Source organism: Streptomyces sp. NPDC098781, from assembly GCF_044759995.1.
GTDB lineage: Bacteria > Actinomycetota > Actinomycetes > Streptomycetales > Streptomycetaceae > Streptomyces.
Genome location: NZ_JBIWAK010000010.1, coordinates 213,043 through 231,895, shown reverse-complemented (window position 1 = coordinate 231,895; position 18,853 = coordinate 213,043). Strand labels below are relative to the sequence as shown.

The 18,853-nt window shown below is 71.0% G+C and carries 19 protein-coding genes; 11 read left to right on the top strand and 8 right to left on the bottom strand.

From position 1 onward, the window contains the following. Positions 1-67 precede the first annotated feature (67 nt). Positions 68-541, bottom strand: coding sequence for an ATP-binding protein (locus ACIQWG_RS34565; RefSeq protein WP_404102946.1), 474 nt, complete (start codon positions 539-541; stop codon positions 68-70). Between the two features lie 158 nt (positions 542-699). On the opposite strand from ACIQWG_RS34565, the gene ACIQWG_RS34560 reads away from it, so the two are divergent. The 3 genes from ACIQWG_RS34560 to ACIQWG_RS34550 are packed head-to-tail and all read left to right on the top strand — an operon-like array spanning position 700 to position 2,005. After that, positions 700-1,575, top strand: coding sequence for a helix-turn-helix domain-containing protein (locus tag ACIQWG_RS34560; protein ID WP_404102943.1), 876 nt, complete (start codon positions 700-702; stop codon positions 1,573-1,575). Beyond that, positions 1,572-1,787, top strand: a complete 216-nt coding sequence (locus ACIQWG_RS34555; protein WP_404102940.1) for a DUF397 domain-containing protein — start codon at positions 1,572-1,574, stop codon at positions 1,785-1,787. Before ACIQWG_RS34560 ends, ACIQWG_RS34555 begins: the two co-directional genes overlap by 4 nt. Further along, on the top strand, positions 1,784-2,005 hold the full coding sequence (locus ACIQWG_RS34550; RefSeq protein ID WP_404102937.1) for a DUF397 domain-containing protein: 222 nt from the start codon (positions 1,784-1,786) through the stop codon (positions 2,003-2,005). The genes ACIQWG_RS34555 and ACIQWG_RS34550 overlap by 4 nt, the downstream gene beginning before the upstream one ends. 9 nt (positions 2,006-2,014) lie before the next feature. Here the strand turns inward: ACIQWG_RS34550 and ACIQWG_RS34545 are convergent, their stop codons facing one another. The 3 genes from ACIQWG_RS34545 to ACIQWG_RS34535 form a co-directional block, all read right to left on the bottom strand. Further along, complete coding sequence (locus tag ACIQWG_RS34545) at positions 2,015-2,353, bottom strand: hypothetical protein (RefSeq protein ID WP_404102934.1); 339 nt, start codon at positions 2,351-2,353, stop codon at positions 2,015-2,017. A gap of 121 nt (positions 2,354-2,474) precedes the next feature. After that, positions 2,475-3,419, bottom strand: coding sequence for an NAD-dependent epimerase/dehydratase family protein (locus tag ACIQWG_RS34540; protein ID WP_404102931.1), 945 nt, complete (start codon positions 3,417-3,419; stop codon positions 2,475-2,477). Positions 3,420-3,480: 61 nt separating this feature from the next. Next, a complete protein-coding gene (locus ACIQWG_RS34535; protein ID WP_404102929.1) occupies positions 3,481-4,404 on the bottom strand; it encodes an alpha/beta hydrolase family protein in 924 nt (307 codons plus the stop codon). 159 nt (positions 4,405-4,563) lie between these two features. On the opposite strand from ACIQWG_RS34535, the gene ACIQWG_RS34530 reads away from it, so the two are divergent. The 4 genes from ACIQWG_RS34530 (at position 4,564) to ACIQWG_RS34515 (ending at position 10,412) form a co-directional block, all read left to right on the top strand. After that, positions 4,564-5,154 carry a TetR/AcrR family transcriptional regulator gene (locus ACIQWG_RS34530; protein ID WP_404102926.1) on the top strand — a complete coding sequence of 197 codons (591 nt, stop codon included), beginning with the start codon at positions 4,564-4,566 and terminating at the stop codon, positions 5,152-5,154. A 112-nt stretch (positions 5,155-5,266) separates the two neighbouring features. Beyond that, positions 5,267-8,389, top strand: a complete 3,123-nt coding sequence (locus ACIQWG_RS34525) for a sacsin N-terminal ATP-binding-like domain-containing protein (protein WP_404102922.1) — start codon at positions 5,267-5,269, stop codon at positions 8,387-8,389. 174 nt (positions 8,390-8,563) lie between these two features. Continuing rightward, positions 8,564-9,322, top strand: a complete 759-nt coding sequence (locus tag ACIQWG_RS34520) for a calcium-binding protein (protein WP_404102919.1) — start codon at positions 8,564-8,566, stop codon at positions 9,320-9,322. Between the two features lie 181 nt (positions 9,323-9,503). Beyond that, positions 9,504-10,412 (top strand): hypothetical protein, encoded by a 909-nt coding sequence (locus ACIQWG_RS34515; protein WP_404102916.1) that lies wholly within the window; start codon positions 9,504-9,506, stop codon positions 10,410-10,412. A 96-nt stretch (positions 10,413-10,508) separates the two neighbouring features. On the opposite strand, the gene ACIQWG_RS34510 is transcribed toward ACIQWG_RS34515, so the two are convergent. Together ACIQWG_RS34510 and ACIQWG_RS34505 are read right to left on the bottom strand one after the other, a co-directional pair. Beyond that, the gene (locus tag ACIQWG_RS34510; RefSeq protein WP_404102914.1) at positions 10,509-12,905 is read right to left on the bottom strand and encodes a cation-translocating P-type ATPase; all 2,397 of its coding nucleotides are present in this window, start codon (positions 12,903-12,905) and stop codon (positions 10,509-10,511) included. Positions 12,906-13,008: 103 nt separating this feature from the next. Then, entirely contained in the window at positions 13,009-13,305 is a 297-nt protein-coding gene (locus tag ACIQWG_RS34505) for a DUF2530 domain-containing protein (protein WP_404102911.1), read from the bottom strand. Positions 13,306-13,423: 118 nt separating this feature from the next. Here ACIQWG_RS34505 and ACIQWG_RS34500 point away from each other — a divergent pair, with 118 nt between their 5' ends. Continuing rightward, positions 13,424-14,875 (top strand): NCS2 family permease, encoded by a 1,452-nt coding sequence (locus tag ACIQWG_RS34500; protein WP_404102908.1) that lies wholly within the window; start codon positions 13,424-13,426, stop codon positions 14,873-14,875. Positions 14,876-14,884: 9 nt separating this feature from the next. On the opposite strand, the gene ACIQWG_RS34495 is transcribed toward ACIQWG_RS34500, so the two are convergent. Continuing rightward, positions 14,885-15,067, bottom strand: coding sequence for a ribbon-helix-helix protein, CopG family (locus ACIQWG_RS34495; RefSeq protein WP_404102905.1), 183 nt, complete (start codon positions 15,065-15,067; stop codon positions 14,885-14,887). A 154-nt stretch (positions 15,068-15,221) separates the two neighbouring features. Between ACIQWG_RS34495 and ACIQWG_RS34490 the strand changes: the two genes are divergently transcribed. Both ACIQWG_RS34490 and ACIQWG_RS34485 read left to right on the top strand, forming a co-directional pair. Further along, positions 15,222-15,659 carry a MarR family transcriptional regulator gene (locus ACIQWG_RS34490; protein WP_328426930.1) on the top strand — a complete coding sequence of 146 codons (438 nt, stop codon included), beginning with the start codon at positions 15,222-15,224 and terminating at the stop codon, positions 15,657-15,659. 26 nt (positions 15,660-15,685) lie between these two features. After that, a complete protein-coding gene (locus tag ACIQWG_RS34485) occupies positions 15,686-17,038 on the top strand; it encodes an MFS transporter (protein ID WP_404102901.1) in 1,353 nt (450 codons plus the stop codon). A gap of 173 nt (positions 17,039-17,211) precedes the next feature. Here the strand turns inward: ACIQWG_RS34485 and ACIQWG_RS34480 are convergent, their stop codons facing one another. After that, positions 17,212-17,730: a GNAT family N-acetyltransferase gene (locus tag ACIQWG_RS34480; protein WP_404102898.1), complete on the bottom strand. Its 519-nt coding sequence runs from the start codon at positions 17,728-17,730 to the stop codon at positions 17,212-17,214. 25 nt (positions 17,731-17,755) lie between these two features. On the opposite strand from ACIQWG_RS34480, the gene thpR reads away from it, so the two are divergent. Beyond that, a complete protein-coding gene (gene thpR / locus ACIQWG_RS34475; RefSeq protein WP_404102895.1) occupies positions 17,756-18,328 on the top strand; it encodes an RNA 2',3'-cyclic phosphodiesterase in 573 nt (190 codons plus the stop codon). Positions 18,329-18,853: the final 525 nt, after the last annotated feature.

The window sequence follows — 18,853 nt, the reverse complement described above, 5'->3', positions numbered from 1 at the left end:
GGTGATGTTCACCCGCTTGGGTGAGTTTGCGCCGCGGGCGGGAGGGGTGGGGCTTGGTGGGGTCCTTTCACCCTCCTGTTCCTTGAGGGAGACCGCCCGTGCCGCCGGAGCACGGTTTCCCGGGTTCCGGTGAGAGGTCGACCTCGGCCCAGACCGTCTTGCGCGGCGAAAGCCCCGGCATCACGCCCCAGCGGTCGGCCAGCGCGTCGACGATGGTGAGCCCACGGCCCGACTCCGCGTCGTCGGCGGGCCGTTCGGGGTACGGCAACCGGTCGGCCCGGGTGTCGGTGACCTCGATACGGAGCGTGTCGCCGACGGCGTGGACGTGGAGCAGGAAATCCCGCCCGGGGACGCGACCGTGCGTGACCGCGTTCGACGCCAGCTCGGCCACGATGTGCGCCGCCGGGTCCAACGGCAGACCCCAGCTGCGCAGTTGTTCGGTGGCGAGAAGCCGGGCGAGACGGGCGCCGCGCGGGGTCGGGGAGAGCTGCACGCTGAAGTGGCGCAGGGGGGTGGCGAGTTCGGCGGTTTCCTTGTTCACGTCACTCAGCGTGGTGGCGCGTGCCTACCGTGAACAGTGACTCAGCGGGGGCGTCGGGTGACTGTCCGGAGTTTGTCCGGCGGTGTCCGGGCTGTCGGGACGTTGAGCGCGGGTAGGGCGCTGCTGCATCAGGGGCGGCACGGACGGAGGGGTACGGCATGACGGTCGAGGCGGACGCGGGTCGGCTCAAGGGCGAGGCGGACGAGCCGGGTTGGGAGGTGGATCCCGACGACGAGTGGGGTGTCGCGGTCATCGCGACCGTCGGCCGCCAGCTGAAGCTGCGGCGCGAGGCGGTGGGGATGCGGGCCGCCGAGTTCGGTGCGGCGGTGGGGTACGGCGAGGACCTGGTCTACAAGATCGAGGGCGGGAAGAGGATTCCCCGGCAGGAGTATCTGGACAGGGCCGACGAGGTGTTGGGGGCGGGTGGGCTCATTGCGGCGACCTGGGAGGACGTGCAGAGGGTCCGCTATCCGAAGAAGGTGCGGGCGCTGCGGGAGATGGAGGCCAGGGCAGTCGAGTTGCAGCTCTACGATCCGCTCAACATCCATGGCCTGTTGCAGACGGCGGAGTACGCACACGGGCTCCTTCTGATGCGGCGACCTGCCTACACCCAGGACGAGGTGGAGCGCTTCACCTCGGCGCGCATGGCCCGTAAGGCCGTGTTCGAGCGGGACCCGGCGCCGGAACTCAGCTTCGTCCTGGAGGAGTGGACGCTGCGGCGTCCACTCGGGGGCAGGGCGGCATTGCGTTGCCAGCTCGAACATCTGCTGGAACTGGGACGATTGCGGAACGTCGAGCTCCAAGTCATGCCGATGGATCGGGAGGAGCATGCCGGGGTGGACGGCGGGATCGAGGTGCTGAAGTTCGCCGATGGCTCGGGGGTGGGGCGATCGCCAGTCGTGGCCAACGGCCGACCGGTGTCAGAGCCCAGGCAGCTCCGTATTCTGGAACTGCGGTATGGCATCATCCGGGCGCAGGCCCTCACACCGCGTGAGTCGTCTGCCTTCATCGAGCAACTGCTGGGGGAAACATGATCCGCAACACCTCGGCCGGGAACGCCGCCGAGCTCGTGTGGTTCAAGAGCAGCTACAGCAGCGGCAGCGAGGGCGACTCCTGCGTCGAGGTCGCGGTAGCCCCCGGCACGATCCATGTCCGGGACTCCAAGTACCGCGACACCAGCCCTCGTCTCGTCGTCGCGCCCGAGAGCTGGGCGGCGTTCGTTACGGAGCTGCTGGGGGAATCGTGATCCGCAGGCCGACGGCCAAGGACGTCTCCGAGCTGGCGTGGTTCAAGAGCAGCTACAGCAGCGGCACTGATGGCGACTCCTGCGTCGAGGTCGCGGTAGCCCCCGGCACGATCCACGTCCGGGACTCCAAGTACCGGGACACCAGCCCTCGCCTCGCCCTCACGCGGAAGGCCTGGGCCGACTTCGTGCCGTACGTGTCCCGGAGCCCACGGATCTGACGAGCGGGTTCACACCGCGTCGACGCCGAACCAGCAGATGTCGATGAAGTCGACGGGATCTTCGTAGCGCGTCATCTCATCCGCGACGCGGGCCAGCGCGTCTTCCTTGCTCAGGTCCCAGGGAAGGACGCCTTCGCCGTCCCGAGGACTCATGTCGCCGATCCGTACGCCTTGATCGAGCATGTCGCCGATCAACCGCAGGGTGACCTGCTGAACCTCCGTCTCGCTGCTCCCGGAACCGGCGATTCTCTCGGCCGCGTCGCGCAACGGGACGAAATAGAGCGGGGCCATGCGGACATAGCGCACGAGATAGTCGAGCTCTTCCGCGTAGATGGCCTGCTGCGGCATTCAGTCTCCTCGATGAAGTCGGCCTGTCGACGGACGGCGTGAGCCTCCGAAGGATCATCCGACGGAGGCTCACGCATGGCGGCGTGCTAGCCGCCGAGTTCCTCCAGGCCCGGGATCGGGCTCAGACCTCGTGGCCCGCGCGCAGCCACGCGATGTAGTCGGCGGCGGCCCGTTCGGTGTCGTACTGCGGCCGGTAGCCGGTGTCCTCCGTGAGCCGGCCGATGTCGAGGACCAGGTGCGTGGCGCCGCCCCCGGCAGGGAGGTCGGCCCGGGCGTCGGGGACCGCCTTCCTGATCGCATCGATCACCATGGCGTTGGTGGTGAGGCGGCCCGAACCGACGTTGTACGTACGGTGGTTCAGCCTGTCCGCGAGCTGGAGGAGGGCGAGTGCGCGCCCGGTGTCCTTCACGTAGGTGAGGTCGAGCCCGTCGTCGGTGAAGGCGGGCCCCATGAGGCCCGACAGGTCCGGGTCCGTACCGCGCGCGGCGGCGTGGACGAGCGCGGGCGCGGCGAAGAACGGATCGGCGTGGCCGAGCGGGCCCCAGGTGCCGGAGACGCGGTAGTTCACGATGTCGAGCCCCGTGGTGTCGGCGAGGAAGCCGCCCAGCAGTTCGCCGACCTTCTTGAAGGTGGGGATCGAGACGCCCGCGCTCATCGACAGCGGAGCGTCCTCGCGCAGTGGCCCGTCGGTCGCCGCGCCGAAGTAGACCCCGATCGTGCTGGCGACGCCGAGCCGCCGTACGCCCCATTCCTGGGCCGCCTCCACGATGTTGAGCAGTCCGCCGAGCGCCTGCCGGGTCGCCTCCACCGGGGCCTCGGGGACGGGCGGCCAGGGGTGGGACCCGGCCAGGTGCACGATGCCCGTGATGTCGTGGCGGCGGCCGATCGCGAGCAGGGCGTCGCGATCGGTGACGTCCGCCCGCTCCACGGCCACCCGGGCCCCCGCGAGTACCGCCGGGAGCTCGCGGGGGCGGCGCTGGACCACGACGCACTCCTCGCCCTGGTCGAGCAGCGCTCGCACGGTGTGGGATCCGATGAAGCCGAGGCCTCCGGTGACGAGGATCATCGCCCTTCCTTTCCATGGTGGTTCGGGTCATTGCGGGTGGGCCGGGTCCGGGGCGGGTTCATCACTTGCTCCGCAGCTCACCCAGCGGCTCGGGGTCGTCCTCCAGCGCGGTGGCCGCCGCCTTCCAGCCGGTGTCGTCGCCGTGCAGGGCGCTGTGCAGGAAGGCCGTGGTGAGGCGCTGGATCAGGGCGACGCGGGCGGGGCTCTCGTCCGTCGTCTCGGCGGCCTCGTGGCCGGCGATGCCGCCCAGTGAGTGCTCCGCGCCGAAGAGGGTGAGCAGGCTCTTGGGCCCGGGGCTGTAGGCGTAGGGGTCGGTGAACCAGTCCGGTCCGCGCGTGGAGAGACGCGACTGGTCCTTGTCGCCGGCGACAAGGAGGGCCGGTGTGGTCATGCTGTCGAAGGACGGCCGCATGAAGGGGAAGTGCTCGGCGGCGAACGGGGTCAGGTCGTCGCCCAGGCCCGTCAGCGCCAGCAGCACACCGGCCTTGACCCGGGGGTCGGACAGGTCCTCGCCGGGAGTGCCGTCGGAGCCGAGGACCCGGGCGCCCAGCAGCGTGCTCGCCGTCTGTGCTCCCCAGGAGTGGCCGGCCACGGCGACGCGGTCCCGGTCGACGCGCCCGGCGAGACCCGGAACGGCGGCTTCCAGGGTGTCGAGCCCGTCCAGCGCGCGGGTCAGGTCCTCGATGCGCAGGCGCCAGATCCGTGGCGTACGGGGATCCTCGGCGGGGATGCCGAGCGTTCGTGAGTCGAGGTGGGTCGGCTGGACGACCACGAAACCGTGCGCGGCCCAGTGGTCCGCGAGCGGGGCGTAGCCGTTCATCGACGAGCCGAAGCCGTGCGACAGGACGACGACGGGCAGGCCGTCGCCGGTCGCGGGGGCGGAGACGCGGACCTGGAGGTCCTCGCCGCGGCCCGGGGCGGGCAGGACGACCGGCTTCGCGGAGACGACGGTGGTGGGCGCGTGCCCGCTGTTCGAGTCGGACATGGAGGTGCCTTCCATCAAGGGCTCGGTGTGCGACGCCGGGCACGGACGCGCTCGCGCGGGACCCCGCGGTCTGCCATCATGGCTGAACCGGAACGTCGCTCCGTTAACGATACGGAGCGTTGTTCCGCTTTGCAAGGTGGGCTGGGGAAGGAGAATCGGGTGAACGACGGCGGCCAGGGCGCGGGAAGCGCGGCCGGCTCCAGGCGCAAGGACGCCCGGCGCAATCAGCAGGCCCTGCTGGACGCGGCGGCCGCGGTCTTCGTGACCTCGGGCGTGGACGCCCCGGTGCGTGCGATCGCCGCCGAGGCCGGCGTCGGGATGGGCACGATCTACCGGCACTTCCCCACCCGGGCGGATCTGATCGTCGCGGTCTACCGGCACCAGGTCGACGCCTGCGCGCAGGCCGGCCCCGCCCTGCTCACGAGCAGCCCGTCACCGCACGCCGCCCTCGCCGCCTGGATCGACCAGTTCGTCGACTTCCTGGTCACCAAACACGGCCTGGCCGCCGCCATGCAGACCGACAGCGCCGGCTTCGAGACGCTGCACGCCTACTTCCTGGACCGTCTGGTGCCGGTGTGCACCCAGCTCCTCGACGCGGCCGCCGCCTCCGGCGAGATCCGCCCCGGCCTCACCGCCTACCAGCTCATGCGCGGGGTCGGAAACCTCTGCATCGGCGCCGAGAGCGACCCCCGCTACGACGCACGCGCACTGGTCGCGCTCCTGGTGGCCGGACTGCGTCAACCCCGCTGAACGGACCGGCCGGCGTTCCGCGGCCCGCGCGGTCCGGCTCCGGGGCGGGCGGGCGGCGCACCCGTGTCCCATCGGCGGTACCTTCATCACCACGCCGATGAGGAGAGTCAACGTGAGCAAGTTCGTGCGGCCCGCGGCCGAAGGCGCCGACCCCTTCGGCACGGCCCGTCTGCGCCGCGGAGTGCTGGACGCCTGGGCCACCAGCCCCGCCCGCTTCCGGGAGGACGCCAACGCCGAGGAGGACCTCGTCCTCGGTGGCTACCGGGACCGGCTGGTCGTCGAGCTCGCGCAGAACGCCGCCGACGCCGCCGCACGGGCGGGCGTCGCGGGACGGCTGCGGCTGACCCTCCGTGAGGGTGTTCTCGTCGCCGCCAACACGGGCGCCCCGCTGGACGCCGCCGGTGTCGAGTCGCTGTCCACCCTGCGCGCCTCCGCCAAGCGGGACACGGCCTCCGTCGGCCGGTTCGGCGTCGGGTTCGCCGCCGTCCTCTCCGTCACCGACGAGCCCGCCGTCGTCGGCCGGCACGGCGGAGTCCGGTGGGCGCTCGCCGAGGCCCGCGAGCTGGCCCAGGAGACCGCGCGGCACAGCCCGGGGCTCGGCGACGAGATCCGGCGCCGGGACGGCCATGTGCCCCTGCTGCGGCTCCCCTTCGCCGCCGAGGGCACCGCCCCCGACCCGTACGACACGGCCGTCATCCTTACCCTGCGCGACAGCGCCGCCGCCGGCCTCGCCGAGCGGCTGCTCAACGCCGTCGACGACGCCCTGCTGCTCGCCCTGCCCGGCCTGGAGGAGGTCGTCATCGAGGCCGGCGACGACGAGCCGCGCACCCTGCGCCGCCGCGTCGACGGCGCCTTCACGGTCGTCGAGGACTCCCGGGCCGGCGTCACCCACTGGCGTACGTCCACCGCGCACGGCCCGCTCACGCCCGAACTCCTCGTCGACCGCCCCGTCGAGGAACGGCTGCGCCCGCACTGGTCGCTCACCTGGGCCGTGCCCGTCAACGCCGCCGACAGCACACCCGACCGCCCGCGCACCGCCCCCGTCGTCCACGCCCCCACCCCCAGCGACGAGGCCCTCGGCGTCCCGGCCCTCCTCATCGCCTCCTTCCCGCTGGACACCACCCGGCGGCACGCCGCGCCCGGCCCGCTGACCGACTTCCTGGTGCAGCGCGCGGCGGACGCCTACGCCGAACTGCTCGCCGACTGGCGCCCGGTGGGCGAGGGCATCATCGGCCTCGTGCCCGGCCCGCTCGGCAAGGGCGAACTGGACGGCGCCCTGCGCCAGGCGATCCTGGAGCGGCTGCCCCGCACCTCCTTCCTCCCCCCGGCCGTCGAGCCGCACGAGCCCGACTCCGAGCTGCCCGAGTCCCTGCGCCCCCGTGACGCCGAGGTGGTGGAGGGCGCGGGCGCCGACACCGTGCAGGTCCTCGCCGAGGTACTGCCCACCCTCCTCCCCGCCGGGCTCGAACGACGCGTGGAGCTGCGGACGCTGGGCGTCGCCCGGGTCCCGCTCACCGACGCGATCGACCGCCTCGCCGGGCTGGAGAAGGAACCCGGCTGGTGGCGGCGGCTCTACGACAGCCTCGCCGGCGTCGACCCGGACCGGCTGTCCGGCCTGCCCGTGCCGCTCGCCGACGGGCGCACCACCATCGGCCCCCGGCAGATCCTGCTGCCCACCCCCGACGCCGCCCGCGTCGAGCCCGAGACCCTGGCCCGCCTCGGCCTCAAGGTCGCCCACCCGGACGCCACGCACCCGTTGCTGGAGAAGCTGGGCGCCCTCCCGGCGACCCCGCGGGCCGTACTCACCACGCCCCAGGTGCGAGCCGCGGTCGCCGCTTCCCTGGACGAGGACGGCGGGCCGATCTGGGAGGAGGACGCGCCGGACGCCGAGGAACTGGCCGACACCGTCCTCGCCCTCGTGCGGGACGCGGGCCTGGAGCCCGGTGACGAGCCCTGGCTCGGCGCGCTCGCCCTGCCCGACGAGGAGGGGGAACTCGCCCCCGCCGGTGAGCTGGTCCTGCCCGACAGCGCCTTCGCGCAGATCATGCGGGAGGACGAACTCGCCACCGTCGACGCGGAGCTGGCCGAGAAGTGGGGCGAGCAGCCCCTCGCCGCCTGCGGCGTCCTCGCCAACTTCGCCCTCGTCCGCGCCACGGACGTCGTCCTCGACCCCGACGAACTGGAGCCCCGCGAGGGTGACTTCGCCGAGCCCGACGACGCGGGTCTGCTGGACGCCGTGGACGTCTGGTGCGAGGACATCCTGGACCGCTTCCCGGACTCGCCCGTACCGCCGGTCGCCACCGAGCTGATCGCCGTACGCGATCTGGACCTGGTGGACGACGACAAGTGGCCCCAGGCCCTCGCCCTGCTCGCCCAGCCGCCCCTGCGCGACGCGCTCACCCAGCAGGTCCGGATCCTGCTCCCCGACGGCACGCACGAGGTCGTACGGCCGTACACGGCGTGGTGGCTGCGCGGCAACCCGGTGCTGGACGGCCGCCGCCCGGCGGGCCTGCTCGCCTCCGGCGGCGACCCGCTGCTGCGCGGCCTGTACGACGAGGCCGACGCGACCGGCTTCGACGACGAGCAGGTGCTGCGGGCGCTCGGGGTGCGCACCTCCGTCGCCGCGCTGCTGGACGAGCCGGGCGGCGCGGCCGAACTGCTGGACCGCCTGGCCGACCCGGAGCGCGAGGTCACCGGCGCTCAACTGCACGCGCTCTACAGCGCCCTGGCCGATCTGGACCCCGAACAGGTGACGCTGCCGGACGAGCTGCGGGCCGTGGTGGACGGGCGGGTCGAGGTCGTGGACGCGGCGGACGCGGTGGTCGTGGACTCGCCCGACCTGCTGCCGTTCACGGAGGGCATGCCGCTGTTGCCGGTGCGCCCCGCACGGGCGGCCGAACTGGCCGAGCTGTTCCAGGTGCGGCGCCTGAGCGAGTCCGTGACGGCGTCGGTGGACTCCGAGGGGACCGAGCACGACGTACCGGAGTCGGTGCGGGTACTGCTCGGCGCGCGCACACCGGAGTCGTACGTCGAGCACGAGGAACTCGTCGTGGACGGCGTCGAGATCGACTGGCGCCTCACCGAAGACGGCGTCCTGCACGCCGCGACCCTGGAGGGCGTAGCCGCGGGCCTGGCCTGGGCGGCCCGGCAGTGGCCGCGGCGGTTCGAGGTGGCGGCGCTGCTGGAGGATCCTTCGCGGACGGGGGAGCTGGCGCGGGATCGGTGGTTCGACTAGGCGGCCGGATCCCGCACTGTGTCCGTACACACATTCTTCACCTGCCGTACAACCTTTCGTTGCCATCGCTGATCTGATCACCCGAGCCAGCAGGCTCAACGATCACTTGGGCCCGGCCGGCGACGAGCCGTACGGAACGACCACGGTCGGGCCCCTTCTCCTCCTGGGGAACGCATGCGCATTCGAGCCACCGTGGCCGCCGTCACCGGCGCCCTCGCCCTCTCCGTCCTCGCCGTTCCGGCCGCGCAGGCCGACTCGAGCGTCGGTGACACGACGATCACCAAGGTCGTCGTCGACGGCGACAACATGGCCTCCGTGGGCACGTCGGTCGCGAAGACCATCAAGGTCAGCGTGACGGCGCGGGACGACTCCGGCATCTCGGGCGCCGAGGAGTTCTCGCTGTCGGGCCCGGACTACGGCTACTTCTCGACCGGTAAGCCGACCTGCACGGCCAGCGGCGCCACCACCTCCACCTGCACGGCCTCGTTCCTGGTGGACCCGAAGGTCGACTATCTGACCAACGCCTCGGCCGGCACCTGGTACGTGGACGCGCTGGTCGACGCCAGGGACGGCGACTTCGTCTGGGAGACGAAGGCCGGGTCCTTCAAGTTCCAGCGCGCCTCCAAGCTGACGGTGAACGCCTCGCCGGAACCCGTGAAGAAGGGCAAGACCATCACGGTCACGGGCAAGCTCTCCCGTGCGAACTGGGAGGACCTCCTGTACCACGGCTACACCAACCAGTCGGTCAAGCTCCAGTTCCGCAAGAAGAACAGCACCACTTACAGCACCGTGAAGACCATCAAGACGAACTCGGTGGGCGACCTCAAGACGACCGTCACGGCCTCCACCGACGGCTACTACCGCTACAGCTTCGCGGGCACCACGACCACCCCCGCGGTCAACGCCACGGGTGACTTCGTCGACGTGCGCTAGTCCGAGTCGTCACGAACTCCCGGGCGCTGTCCGGGGGTTCGTGACGAAGGTCACTGAATTCCGTGGGCGGCGAGACAACCGGCACCTCCGGACGCGTATCTGATCACATGGGTCAACAGGCCCCACGATCGCCGGGCCCCGTCATGACCAGCGGGGCCCCTTTTCCGTACCAGGGGAACGCATGCGCACCAGAGCCACCGTGGCCGCCGTCTCCGGCGCCCTTGCCCTCTCCGCCCTCGGCGTCCCGGCCGCGCAGGCCGACGACTCCGCCGCGTCCTACCGGGCGGGCGTAGCGAAGGTCCGCGAGGCCGCGCAGGCCGGGTCGGGCAGGGCCGCGGGCAAGCCGTACAACCTGAACGTCAGCTTCTCCGACGTCAAGATCGCCAAGACGGTCAAGGTCGGGACGACCGGTCATGTCGCCACGACGGTGACGTACACGCTGACGCACGGCGCGGACGTCGACATCACCGCCCGCGACTTCCTCACCGACCCCGTCCTCTACCGGGGCTCGCCCACCGCGCCGGAGAACAGGCTCTACGGCAACAAGCCGGCCAAGTGCACGGCGACTTCGGCGACCACCGCCAACTGCAAGGGCACGATCGACGTCTACCCGGGCGGCAGCGAGCGCGAGCTGCGCAACGCGGACGCCGGCACCTGGCGGGTCGCGGCCGAGGCCACCGACTACAACGGTCAGGACCCGGACGGCGAGATCTTCGACATCACCAAGACCGGCTACAAGAGCCAGGCCGGCCTCGGCACCACCCTGATGCAGCGCGCCTCGAAGCTGACGGTCGACGCCGCGCCCGAGCCGGTGAAGAAGGGCAAGCCCATCACCGTCACCGGCAAGCTGTCCCGCGCCAACTGGGACCGCGGCACGTACAACGGCTACGTCGAGCAGCCGGTCAAGCTTCAGTTCCGCAAGAACGGCAGCACCACGTACACCACGGTCAAGACCATCAAGACCAACGCGACGGGCAACCTGAAGACCACCGTCACGGCCGCCCAGGACGGCTACTTCCGCTTCACCTTCGCGGGCACGACGACCACTCCGGCGGCCACCCCTGCGGGCGACTTCGTCGACGTCCGGTAGGACGACGCCCCTCAGGGGCGCGGGGAACTGCGCGACCGGCCACCACGGACCCGCGGTGACCCACGGCGCTTCATCGGCGCAGGCCCAGCACAGCGCCTAGTCAGGGACCCGGCGGTCGACCCACTTCCAAGCGAGCTCCAGGGCGACCGCCGCCCCCGCCGAGATGCCCACCGCGATCCACGGCATCGTCATTCCCACCAGCCGCAGGGCGAAGAACTCCTGGAGCCACGGCACGACCAGTACGACCAGGAAGCCGAGGCCCATCGAGGTCACCAGGACGACCCGCCACCAGGTGTAGGGGCGGGCGATGATGGCCAGGACCCACATCGAGATCAGGAAGAGCGTCAGCGTGGCGACGCTCGTCTCGGCGTCCAGTGCTCCCTCGCCCGAGTAGTAGTGCCGGGCGATCAGGTAGGTGCCGAAGGTCGCGACGCCCGCGACCACACCGCCCGGGACCGAGTACCGCATGACCCGCCGTACGAAGTGGGGTTTCGCGCGCTCCTTGTTGGGCGCGAGGGCCAGGAAGAAGGCCGGGACGCCGATCGTGAGGGTGGACAGGAGCGTCAGGTGGCGGGGGAGGAAGGGGTACTCCACCTGCCAGAACACCACCAGCAGCGCCAGCAGGACCGAGTAGACCGTCTTGACGAGGAACAGCGTCGCCACGCGTGTGATGTTGCCGATGACCCTCCGGCCCTCGGCCACCACCGACGGCAGCGTCGCGAAGCTGTTGTTCAGCAGCACGATCTGCGCGACCGCCCGGGTCGCCTCCGAACCCGAGCCCATCGCCACGCCGATGTCGGCGTCCTTCAGCGCGAGGACGTCGTTCACGCCGTCGCCGGTCATGGCGACGGTGTGCCCGTGGGACTGGAGCGCGCCCACCATGTCCCGCTTCTGCTGCGGGGTGACCCGCCCGAACACCGTGCCGTCGTCGAGGGCGGTCGCCATCCCCTCCTTCTCCTGGGGGAGCGTGCGGGCGTCGACCGTCGTGCCGCTCAGCCCGAGCTTGGTCGCCACCGCGCCCACCGACACCGCGTTGTCCCCGGAGATCACCTTCGCCCGGACGTTCTGCTCCGCGAAGTAGCGCAGGGTGTCGGCGGCGTCGGGCCGCAACCGCTGTTCCAGTACGACGAGGGCGGCCGGCTTCGCGCCCTCGGCCACGTCGGGATCGTCCAGGTCGCGGCCGACGCGGGCCAGCAGCAGGACCCGTAGGCCCTGTTCGTTCAACCGATCGGTTTCGGCCAGGGCGGGATCGTCGTCGGCAAGGAGCACATCGGGCGCGCCCAGCAGCCAGGAGCTGGTCTCGCCGTCGCCCTCGCTGAAGCTCGCGCCGCTGTACTTGCGGGCGGAGGAGAAGGGCAGCGCCTCGGTGCAGCGCCAGTCCTCGGCGTCGGGATAGGCGTCGATGATGGCCTGGAGGGACGCGTTCGGGCGGGGGTCGGACTCACCCAGGGCGCCGAGCACCTTGCGTACGTACTCCTCGTCGTTGCCGCCCAGCGTGCGCAGCTCGGTGACGTCCATGCCGCCCTCGGTGAGGGTGCCGGTTTTGTCCAGGCAGACGGTGTCGACGCGGGCGAGGCCCTCGATGGCGGGGAGTTCCTGCACGAGGCACTGCTTGCGGCCGAGCCGGATGACGCCGATCGCGAAGGCGACCGAGGTGAGCAGGACCAGCCCCTCGGGGACCATCGGCACGATGCCGCCGACGGTCCGCGCGATGGAGTCGTCCACGCCCTTGTTCTTCACGAAGAGCTGGGTGACGATCAGGCCGATCGCGGCCGGGACCATCATCCAGGTCACGTACTTGAGGATGGTGGAGATACCGGAGCGCAGCTCGGACTGGACGAGGGTGAAGCGGGACGCCTCCTCGGCGAGCTGCGCGGCGTAGGCCTCGCGGCCGACCTTGGTGGCCTGGAACGCGCCGCCGCCCGCGACGACGAAGCTGCCGGACAGGACCTGGTCCCCGGACCGTTTGACGACCGGATCGGCCTCGCCGGTGAGCAGCGACTCGTCGATCTCCAGCCCGTCGGCCTCGACGCACACGCCGTCCACCACGGCCTTGTCGCCGGGCCCGATCTCGATCAGGTCGTCCAGCACGATCTCCGAGGTGCCGACCTCGGCGGCGACCCCGTCCCGCCGCACGGTGGGCCGTGCCTCACCGATCACCGCGAGCGAGTCGAGGGTCTTCTTCGCCCGCCACTCCTGGACGATCCCGATGCCGGTGTTGGCGAGGATCACGAAGCCGAACAGGCTGTCCTGGATCGGCGCGACGAACAGCATGATCACCCAGAGCACGCCGATGATCGCGTTGAACCGGGTGAAGACGTTGGCCCGGACGATCTCGAGCATCGACCGGCTGCTGCGCACCGGAATGTCGTTGACCTGCCCGCGCGCGACCCGCTCGGCCACCTCGGCGGCGGTGAGCCCGCTCGTCGCCACCGGGACGGGGACGGGGTGCGCAGTCCTGCCCACTTCGGCGCCCGCGTCGGTATGCGTCATGCATTCGACGGTACGTGCGGATTTACGCCTTCACCCGCCGAGTGAGCGGAAGTTCCGACTTGGGGAGGACCGGCCTCGTGCCCTGGTTGTAGGGCGCGAGGGCTCAGGACGACTGGGGTTCGCCGGTGGTTTCCCGGGGCGTCTCCACGGCCGCCGCCCGCTTGATGGCCGCGTCGCGGCGGCGGACGTACCAGATGCCGAGCAGCCCGAGGCCGCCGCCGGCCAGGCAGGTCCACACCCACCAGGCCTGCCCGCGGTCGTCGAACCAGCTGTAGAAGGGGAGCTGGACGAGGAACAGGACGAACCAGATGATCGTGCCGCCGACGATGGTGGGGACCACGGGCCCCTCCAGGGGCTCCGGCGCCTCGTGCTTGATCGGTCCCGTGAAAAATCCGGCCATGGGGGACAGCTTACGAGGTGATCAGGTCTACGCGCGGAGATGGCCGTTCGAGGCTTTATATGTTCATACTGAAACGGTTTGCGTCTGACCACTTCTCTTCGTAGGAAACACCAACAGCATGCCCACCTCGGCTCCTGCCAAGGCCCCCACCCCTGAACAGCCGGGAGCCGGGCCCTCTTACGGTGCACTCGACCGTTTCTTCAAGATCTCCGAACGCGGCAGCACCGTGTCCCGCGAGATCCGCGGCGGTCTCGCCACCTTCTTCGCGATGGCGTACATCATCGTGCTGAATCCGATCATCCTCGGCAGCGCGAAGGACATGTACGGCCATCAGCTGGACAACGGCCAGCTGGTCACCGCGACCGCCCTGACGGCGGCGTTCACCACGCTGCTGATGGGCGTCATCGGCAATGTGCCGATCGCGCTCGCCGCCGGTCTCGGCGTGAACTCGGTCGTCGCGCTCCAGCTCGCGCCCCGGATGTCCTGGCCGGACGCCATGGGCATGGTCGTCCTGGCCGGCTTCGTGGTCATGCTGCTGGTCGCCACCGGTCTGCGCGAGCGCGTCATGAACGCCGTGCCCTACGGCCTGCGCAAGGCCATCGCCATCGGCATCGGCCTGTTCATCATGCTGATCGGCCTGGTCGACTCGGGCTTCGTCTCCCGCATCCCGGACGTCGCCCAGACCACGGTCCCGCTCCAGCTCGGCGGCGACGGCCACCTCAACGGCTGGCCGGTGCTGGTCTTCATCCTCGGTGTGCTGCTCACCCTCGCGTTGATCGTCCGCAAGGTCCCCGGCGCGATCCTCATCTCGATCGTCGCGATGACCCTGCTCGCGGTCCTCATCGAGGCCGTGGCGAACGTGCCGTCCTGGGGCCTGACCACCCCGAAGTGGCCCGGCAACCCGGTCGACACCCCCGACTTCGGCCTGATCGGCGAGGTCAGCCTGTTCGGCGGCTTCGACAAGGTCGGCGCCCTGACCGGCGTCCTCTTCGTCTTCACCGTCCTGCTGTCCTGCTTCTTCGACGCCATGGGCACGATCATGGGCGTCAGCGACGAGGCGAAGCTGACCGACGCCCAGGGCCAGATGCCGCGGATCAACAGGGTCCTGTTCGTCGACGGCCTCTCGGTCGCCGCGGGCGGCGCCAGCTCCTCCTCGGCCACCACCGCCTTCGTGGAGTCCACGGCCGGCGTCGGCGAGGGGGCCCGTACGGGCCTCGCGAACGTCGTCACCGGTGCCCTGTTCGGCATGGCGCTGTTCCTGACGCCGGTCGCCACCATGGTCCCGTCGCAGGCGGCCACCCCGGCGCTGCTCGCGGTCGGCTTCCTGATCCTCGCGAACTCCGTCAAGGAGATCGACTGGGCCGACTACACGATCGCGATCCCGGCCTTCGTGACGATGGTGATGATGCCGTTCACCTACTCGATCACCAACGGCATCGGCATGGGCTTCATCACCTTCGCGGTGCTGCGCCTGGCCGCCGGGCGGGGCCGGGAGGTGCCGGTGGCGATGTACGTCGTGTCGGCGGTCTTCACCTTCTACTACCTGATGCCGGCGCTGGGGCTCACGTAGCCCCGGATCTCAGGTGAGGCCGTAGAACTTCTCGGTCTCCTCCACGGCGGACTGGAACCGTTCGTCGAAGTCATCGCGGATGAGCGTCCGGACCACATAGTCCTGGACGCTCATTCCTCGTTTCGCGGCATGCTGTCGGAGCCGTTCGAGCAGCTCATGGTCTATTCGCAGGCTGAGCACGCTGGTCCCCATGAACACGAGGGTCGCGGCACTCTTCGGTGCGGTGTGTCACGTTCCGCCGCCGGATCACCCATATGAGTGATGTGGTGATTCAGTGGCCCGGGTCACGGGCATTCGCGCGCGTTCCCGGTGGTCCTTAGCGAGAGTAATGAGTTACTCTAAAGAGATGTCGGACCTTACCCATGGCGACAACGCTGCCGCCGTGAACTCTTTGCGCTCCGCCGTGATGCGACTGTCGCGCCGGCTCAAGCACCAGCGGGTGGACGAGTCGCTGAGCCCCACCGAGATGTCGGTCCTGGGCACCCTCTCCCTGTGCGGCAAGGCCACCCCGGGTGAGCTGGCCCGCAAGGAGCATGTCCAGCCGCCGTCGATGACCCGCATCGTCGCGCTGCTGGAGGCCAAGGGACTGGTCCGCCTGGAGCCGCACCCCGAGGACCGGCGCCAGAAGGTCGTCACGAAGACGGAGCAGGCCGAGGCGATGCTCGAGGAGAGCCGCCGCAAGCGCAACGCCTTCCTGGCCACCCTGGTCGAGGGTCTCGACGAGGACGAGTGGGCGAAACTGCGCGCCGCCGCCCCCGTGCTGGAGAAGCTCGCACACCTGTAAGCCGCGTTCACGAGGAGGCGAACCTGTTGAGTACGGGACCCGGAGCAGCTTCCGCACCCGCACCGACCACCCCCACTACCTCTGGCCCCCACAAGTCCTCGATGTTCAGCTCGCTGAAGGTCAGGAACTACCGCCTGTTCTTCCTCGGGCAGGTCGTCTCCAACACCGGCACCTGGATGCAGCGCATCGCCCAGGACTGGCTGGTGCTCAGCCTCACCGGATCCGCCACGGCCGTCGGTATCACCACGGCCCTCCAGTTCCTGCCGATGCTGCTCTTCGGTCTCTACGGCGGTGTCCTCGTCGACCGGCTGCCCAAGCGCGGCACGCTGCTCGTCACCCAGACCGCGATGGCCGTCACCGGCCTCGCGCTCGCCGTCCTCACCCTCACCGGCAACGTCCAGGTCTGGCATGTCTACCTGGCCGCGTTCGCCATGGGCCTCGCGACGGTCGTCGACAACCCGGCCCGGCAGTCCTTCGTCTCCGAGATGGTCGGCCCCGACCAGCTCCAGAACGCGGTCAGCCTGAACTCCGCGAACTTCCAGTCCGCCCGGCTGGTCGGCCCCGCCGTCGCAGGCGCGATGATCACCGGCGTGGGCACGGGCTGGGCGTTCCTCGCCAACGGTCTGTCCTTCGTCGCGCCCATCGCCGGGCTGCTGCTGATGCGGGCGCGTGAGCTGTACGCCGTGCAGCGCGCCCCGCGGGGGAAGGGACAGCTGCGGGAGGGGCTGCGGTATGTCGCCGGACGACCGGAGCTGGTCTGGCCGATCGTGCTGGTCGGCTTCGTCGGCACCTTCGCCTTCAACTTCCCCGTCTACATCTCCGCCTTCGCGGACGACGTGTTCGACGCCGGCGCGGGCTGGTACAGCATGTTCAACACGCTGATGGCGGTCGGTTCGGTGACGGGCGCGCTGCTCGCCGCGCGGCGCGGTACCGCCCGGATGCGGCTGCTGATCGTGGGTGCGGTGCTCTTCGGCACGGTGGAGATCGTGGCGGCTCTGACCCCGTCGCTGTATCTCTTCGCCCTGCTGATGATCCCGATAGGGCTCTTCGGCATGACGATCAACGTCACCGCCAACACCAGCATCCAGATGGCCACCGACCCGGCCATGCGGGGCCGTGTGATGGCCCTGTACATGATGGTCTTCCTGGGCGGCTCCCCGGTCGGCGCCCCGATCGTCGGCTGGATCACCGACACCTACGGTGCCCGGGTGGGCCTGGCGGTCGGAGGCGCGATCGCCGCGGTCGCGGCAACGGTGATCGGCCTGATCCTGGCGCGGGTGGGGGGTCTGCGGTTGTCGGTGGGCTGGAACAAGGGGCATCCGCAGGTGCGGTTCGTGCCTCGGCAGGGGCGGGAGGAGGAGCTGGCGACGGTGGCGTAGGAGGGGGCGCCGAGGGGTCAGTCGCGGGGGAAGTCGTCGGTCTTGAAAGTCGTCAAGGACGGACATCGTGGCGCTCCTGCCCGGCCGCCGCTCGGTCACGACGGCCGCGCAGCACAACGATACGCACGGTGACGGGGGCACGTGTGGCGATGGTCACCCCGCTGCCCAGGGGGCTAGACCCTCCGCGCCAGCACCTGCCCCGGCCAGTCGCCCCGGCCCACATAGGTCTCGGTACGCACGAAGCCCTGGCTCTCGTAGTAGCGGACCAGCTTGCCGTCGTCGCCCGCATAGCAGTCCACCCGCAGCAGCGGGACGCCCGCCCGGCGCGTCTCCTCGGCGGCGTGCGCGAGGAGAGCGCTGCCCGCGCCGTGGCCCGCGAAGCGGCGGTCGGAGGCGAGCCAGTGGATGTAGCGCTCGGGCTCGCCGGGCGGCGGGAGGTGGGCCAGGTAGGCGCCGGGGGAGTCCGTGAGGGTGAGCGTGGCGGCCGGTGCGCCGTCGACCTCGGCGATGAAGGCGGCGCCCTCGGCCATGTTCCGGGTCACCGACTCCACGGTCCCCGGATTCTCCGACAGCGGCTTCGTCCCCCACTGCCCCGTGCGCCCCTGCGCGACCAGCCACTCCACACAGCTGTCCAGCATGCCGAGTATCACGGGGATGTCGTCGGGCCCGCCGTCCCTGATGGTGATCGTCATCCCGTCATGGTGCCAGGCTGGACGCATGAGACTCTTCGCCGCCCTGCTGCCGCCCGAGGACGTCACGAGTGAACTGGCCGCCGAGGTGGCCGAGTTGAAGAAGCTGCCCGGAGCGGACGGGCTGCGCTGGACCGGCCGCCCGGGGTGGCACTTCACCCTCGCCTTCTACGGCGAGGTCGACGACGACCTCGTACCCGACCTGTCGGCCCGCCTGGAGCGCGCCGCGCACCGGACGCCGGCGTTCCGGCTGGCTCTGCGCGGCGGCGGGCAGTTCGGGCACGGCCGCGCCCTGTGGACGGGCGCCGAGGGCGATCTGCCGACCCTGCGGCTGCTGGCGGAGCGGAGTGAGGCGGCCGGGCGGAAGGCCGGGGTGGAGATGGGGGACCACCGGCGGTACAAGGCCCACCTGACGGTGGCCAGGAGCCGGTCGGCGGTGGACGTACGGCCGTATGTCGCCGTCCTCGACGCGTTCACGAGCCGGACCTGGACGGTGGACGAGCTGGTGCTGATGCGCAGCGAACTGCCGAGGTCCGGGATCCCGGGCGAGCAGCCCCGGTACGAGGCGGTCGCCCGCAGGCCGCTGACGGGGGCCGGTTAGGCTCGATGACGTGGACCCGAAAACCCGGAACCGGATCATGGCCGGTGCGCTTGTGCTGATGTTCGCCCTCGTCGCCGTGGCGGCAGCGCTCGGCAGGTAGCCGCGCGCTGCCCACTCCCGCCGGCAGCCGACAGAAGCCCGCCGGAGCCGGCCCAACGCCGGACGCGTGCCGCGCCGCGCACTTTCCGGTGGCGCTGCTTCCAGGCTCACGCCTCCCGAGGCGGCCCCGGGCCGGAGGCGTGCCGCGCCGAGAGCCGTGTGTGGCCGGGCCGGACGCGTGCCGTGCCGCACCCCTTCCGGCGGCGCCGCTGCCAGGCGCAGGTCTCGGGGAGGCCCTGGGCGGGGGAGGTTCTGGTCCGGGCCGGTCGGCAGTTCCTTGGGCGGCTTTGGTTCGGCGGCGCATGGTGTGGGGCTAAATCAGAGCCGTGAGTGGCCGGGCCGGACGCGTGCCGTGCCGCACCCCTTCCGGCGGCGCCGCTGCCAGGCGCAGGTCTCGGGGAGGCCCTGGGCGGGGGAGGTTCTGGT

Bases quoted from the DNA above. Each gene is read 5' to 3' on its own strand.
- ACIQWG_RS34560 (WP_404102943.1), top strand. From the start codon at position 700: ATGACGGTCGAGGCGGACGCGGGTCGGCTCAAGGGCGAGGCGGACGAG.
- ACIQWG_RS34555 (WP_404102940.1), top strand. From the start codon at position 1,572: ATGATCCGCAACACCTCGGCCGGGAACGCCGCCGAGCTCGTGTGGTTC.
- ACIQWG_RS34545 (WP_404102934.1), bottom strand. From the start codon at position 2,353: ATGCCGCAGCAGGCCATCTACGCGGAAGAGCTCGACTATCTCGTGCGC.
- ACIQWG_RS34540 (WP_404102931.1), bottom strand. From the start codon at position 3,419: ATGATCCTCGTCACCGGAGGCCTCGGCTTCATCGGATCCCACACCGTG.
- ACIQWG_RS34535 (WP_404102929.1), bottom strand. From the start codon at position 4,404: ATGTCCGACTCGAACAGCGGGCACGCGCCCACCACCGTCGTCTCCGCG.
- ACIQWG_RS34520 (WP_404102919.1), top strand. From the start codon at position 8,564: ATGCGCATTCGAGCCACCGTGGCCGCCGTCACCGGCGCCCTCGCCCTC.
- ACIQWG_RS34515 (WP_404102916.1), top strand. From the start codon at position 9,504: ATGCGCACCAGAGCCACCGTGGCCGCCGTCTCCGGCGCCCTTGCCCTC.
- ACIQWG_RS34510 (WP_404102914.1), bottom strand. From the start codon at position 12,905: ATGACGCATACCGACGCGGGCGCCGAAGTGGGCAGGACTGCGCACCCC.
- ACIQWG_RS34505 (WP_404102911.1), bottom strand. From the start codon at position 13,305: ATGGCCGGATTTTTCACGGGACCGATCAAGCACGAGGCGCCGGAGCCC.
- ACIQWG_RS34500 (WP_404102908.1), top strand. From the start codon at position 13,424: ATGCCCACCTCGGCTCCTGCCAAGGCCCCCACCCCTGAACAGCCGGGA.
- ACIQWG_RS34495 (WP_404102905.1), bottom strand. From the start codon at position 15,067: ATGGGGACCAGCGTGCTCAGCCTGCGAATAGACCATGAGCTGCTCGAA.
- ACIQWG_RS34490 (WP_328426930.1), top strand. From the start codon at position 15,222: ATGTCGGACCTTACCCATGGCGACAACGCTGCCGCCGTGAACTCTTTG.
- ACIQWG_RS34480 (WP_404102898.1), bottom strand. From the start codon at position 17,730: ATGACGATCACCATCAGGGACGGCGGGCCCGACGACATCCCCGTGATA.
- thpR (WP_404102895.1), top strand. From the start codon at position 17,756: ATGAGACTCTTCGCCGCCCTGCTGCCGCCCGAGGACGTCACGAGTGAA.